The sequence below is a fragment of the Streptomyces sp. SID4985 genome (assembly GCF_009863025.1).
Lineage (GTDB): Bacteria > Actinomycetota > Actinomycetes > Streptomycetales > Streptomycetaceae > Streptomyces.
Genome location: NZ_WWIR01000110.1, coordinates 1 through 3,897, shown reverse-complemented (window position 1 = coordinate 3,897; position 3,897 = coordinate 1). Strand labels below are relative to the sequence as shown.

Annotated in this window: 2 protein-coding genes and 1 pseudogene; all 3 read left to right on the top strand. The window is 69.1% G+C overall.

Annotation, left to right across the window (positions count from 1 at the left end; all coding sequences use genetic code 11):
• Positions 1–111: pseudogene (locus tag GTW40_RS04610) on the top strand (ATP-binding protein); the annotation flags it as partial.
• Between the two features lie 402 nt (positions 112–513).
• Complete coding sequence (locus GTW40_RS04605; RefSeq protein WP_161178856.1) at positions 514–3,792, top strand: nitrate- and nitrite sensing domain-containing protein; 3,279 nt, start codon at positions 514–516, stop codon at positions 3,790–3,792.
• 1 nt (position 3,793) lies between these two features.
• Positions 3,794–3,897: roadblock/LC7 domain-containing protein (locus GTW40_RS04600; RefSeq protein ID WP_030289542.1), on the top strand; the 104-nt coding region annotated here is incomplete at its 3' end.

The following is a 3,897-nucleotide window of genomic DNA, read 5'->3' as shown; positions in this document are numbered from 1 at the left end:
CAGATCGGCCCCGACACCCCCATCATCACGACGGACGCCCGTCACCGGTCGGACGCCAAGAGCGCGCTGATCACCCTGGTCGAGCACGCGCTGATGGCCCGCCTTCGGTAGTACGCCGACCGCAGTACTCAAGTGGGATCTGCCGTACGGCAGTTGCCCTGAACGGACCGGAGCCGGCTGTGGCCTTGGACACGGCCGGCTCCGGTGTTCATAACAGTTCGGCAGAGGAATATCCGGGGATCGCCACAGCGCGCGTTCACCCGGTGTCGCTGCGCGCACGAACCCCCCGCCTTTTGCCGGGACTCGATCGGTATTGACCCGTTTTACCTGGGCCTTACAACCGCGCTGCCCCTGTTTGGAACTGCGCTGGTCCACGTGCTGGAATGCCTGAACTGCCCAGGGGTCAAAGACGTACTGAGTGGTCGAAGACGAACCGGGCTCTGCGAAGACAAACCGGGCTCTGAAGAGACTGCGGCACGAGACGGTGCCGACCGCCGAGAGGTTGTTGGTCGAGTGAGGCGAAGCAAGAACGGTCCCGAGCCGTCGGCGCGGGGCAACTTCACCCCGCCGCCGCGCGCTGCGGCCCCCGCACCGGTTGCACCGGGTCCGGAGCCCGAGGCCGCGGCACCCGCGGCTTCCGGAGGCCGGTTCTCGCCGCGCAACTGGCGGGTGCCGACCAGGCTGAACGCGATCCTGCTCATACCCGTGATGGTCGGTCTCGTCATGGGTGGCTTCCAGGTGAAGAACTCGATCGACACCTGGCAGGACGCGCAGGACGCGGAGAACACGGCCATCCTGGTGCGGGCGTCGCTGTCGTACGCCGACGCCCTGTACAACGAGCGTGACATCAGCGCCGCTCCCCTGCTGAAGGGCAAGGCCGAGACCGCCGAGGACAAGGCGACGGTCACGGGAGCGCGCAAGGCCACCGACGACGCGGCCGACGCGTTCGACAAGGCCGCGCAGAACATGCCGAGCAAGCCGGGCCTGGAGCGCCGGCTGAAGCTGTTCCGCGAGACCGAGCCCTTCCTCCAGACGCTGCGTGCGGGTGCCTACGGCCCCAAGTTCACCGGCGTGCAGACGGAGGAGGGCTACATCAAGGTCGCCCACCCGCTCATGGAGTTCGCCAACGAGCTGGGCCTGGGCACCGGAAACATCACGTCCTACGGCCGTACCGTCTACGCCATCTCGCTCACCAAGGCGGCGCTCTCCCTGGAGCGCTCCATCGGTATGCACATGCTGGTGAAGCCCGGTCCGGACGCCCCCAACCTGGCCAGCCAGCGCGTCGCGCTCTCCTCCTACGCCTATCTGGAGGGCATCGCGGTCGAGGAGTACCTCGGCGGCGGTACCCAGGAGGACTCCGACCGGCTCGACCAGGAGAAGCGGGACATCCAGGCGCAGGGCGCCAAGATGGTGGCCGAGGCCAAGGCCCAGGACCCGTCGTACAAGGCTCCCCCCGCCGACCCGCAGAACATGGTCACGGCGCTCGCCCAGCTGAAGACCACCGACCCGATCGAGCGGCAGCAGCTGGCCCAGCAGGGCGTAACCCCCGCCAACTGGTGGGCGGTCAACACCCTCAAGTTCAAGGCGTACCGATCCATCGAGTCGGACATGGCCAACAAGGCCGTGAGCGAGGCCTCGGGCATCGCCGACGACGCCAAGATCTCCGCGATCATCACCGGCGCGGCCGTCGTGATCGCGCTGCTCCTCGCCTTCGTCCTCGCCGGTACGGTGGCCCGCCAGATGAGCCGCTCGATGCGCCAGCTGCGCAACGCGGCCTTCGGTATCGCCGAGCAGCGGCTGCCGATGCTGGTCGACCAGCTCTCCCGTACCGACCCCGGCCGGGTCGACACCCGGGTCGCCCCGATCCCGATCCACACCAAGGACGAGATCGGCGAGGTCGCCCGCGCCTTCGACCAGGTCCACCGCGAAGCGGTCCGGCTCGCCTCCGAGCAGGCCCTGCTGCGGGGCAACATCAACGCGATCTTCACCAACCTGTCGCGCCGCAACCAGTCGCTCATCGAGGGTCAGCTGACCCTGATCACCGACCTGGAGAACAACGAGGCCGACCCGGACCAGCTGGAGAACCTCTTCAAGCTGGACCACCTCGCGACCCGTATGCGCCGCAACGGCGAGAACCTCCTGGTCCTCGCCGGTGAGGAGCCGGGCCGCCGCTGGGACCAGCCGGTCCCGCTGGTCGACGTCCTGCGCGCCGCCTCCTCCGAGGTGGAGCAGTACGAGCGCATCGAGCTCTCCGGCGTCCCGGACGCCGAGATCCACGGCCGTGCCGTGACCGACCTCGTCCACCTGCTGGCCGAGCTGCTGGAGAACGCGACGACGTTCTCCTCCCCGCAGACCAAGGTCAAGGTCACCGCGACCCGTCTCCCCGACGGCCGCGTGATGATCGAGATCCACGACAAGGGCATCGGCCTGACGGCCGAGGACTTCGCGGACATCAACCACAAGCTGGCCAACCCGCCGACCGTGGACGCCGCGATCTCCCAGCGCATGGGCCTCTTCGTGGTCGGCCGGCTGTCCGACCGGCACGGCATCCGCGTCCAGCTCCGTCCCTCGGGCGAGCAGGCCGGCACGACCTCCCTGGTCATGCTTCCGGACGCGATCACGCACGGCGGTGGCGGCGAAGTCCAGCTGGAGCGCGACGAGTTCACGGTCTCGCAGATCATTCCGGAGCAGCAGTTCCCGGGTGAGAACTTCGGCCAGCAGCAACAGCAGCCGCAGCAGCAGCCGTTGCGCACCGCCGCCGAACTGGGCTTCGACGACAGCCGCTACGAGGTGCCGGACGACATCCGGGGTCTCGACCCCGTCGGCCGCTCGCTGATGCGCGAGGAGCGCCGCGCCGCGCTGGAGACCCACGGCCACCAGCCGCAGGAGGAGACCGGGCAGCAGCCCGCGTTCCCCGACGCCTTCGAGCAGCCGCAGCAGGGCTTCGAGGGCCCCTCCGGCTTCCCGGCGCAGCAGCACCCGCAGGCCGCCGCCCCCGAGGCACAGCAGCCGTACCAGGAGCTGCCGCAGGCGCCGTACGAGGAGCAGCAGTACTACGCCCAGGACGCCGGGGTGCCGCAGAACGACGGCTTCGCCCACAACGGCGGCTACCCGGACGTGTACCAGGAGCAGGCGCAGAACGGCCATGCGCCGGCGCACGCCTCGGCTCCCGACGCGTTCGGTCCGTACGACGGCGCCAACCGTCAGGACGAGTGGTCCGGGCAGAACGGTTTCCAGAACGACTATCCGGCCCAGTACGCTGCGGAAACGGAGTCTTCGCAGGCCGGTGACGTGAGTGAGCGGAACGGCGTAGGCTTCGAGCGTCCCGGACCGGCCTCCCCCGCCGCCCACGACATGACGAACGCCGGGCTTCCCCGCCGCGGTGGCGTCACGAGCGGTGCGAACGGCGTGAACGGCACGGCCCACGGACAGCAGGCGGCGCCGGCCTCCGCGGCGGGCCCGCTCGCCGCGAACAACGGTGACAGCGACTGGCGTTCGGCGAACGACGAGCGCTGGCAGCAGGCTTCGCAGCTGCGCAAGCCCAAGGCGGGCGGAGTCACCTCCTCCGGTCTGCCGAAGCGGGTACCCAAGGCCAATCTGGTCGAGGGCACCGCCGAGAGCACCCCTCAGGGGGGCCCACAGGTCTCCCGTGCCCCGGAAGACGTCCGGGGCAGGCTGAGCAACCTGCGTCGCGGTGTCCAACGAGGACGCAACGCAGGCAGTGAAACGAACGGCCAGGCCACTAACAATCAGCACAGTGGTCCTGACAGCACCTACAACCAGGAGCGTTAGTGTGAGCCCGATGAGCCAGGCGGCACAGAACCTGAACTGGTTGATCACCAACTTCGTGGACAACACCCCGGGGGTGTCCCACACGGTGGTGGTCTCCGCCGACGG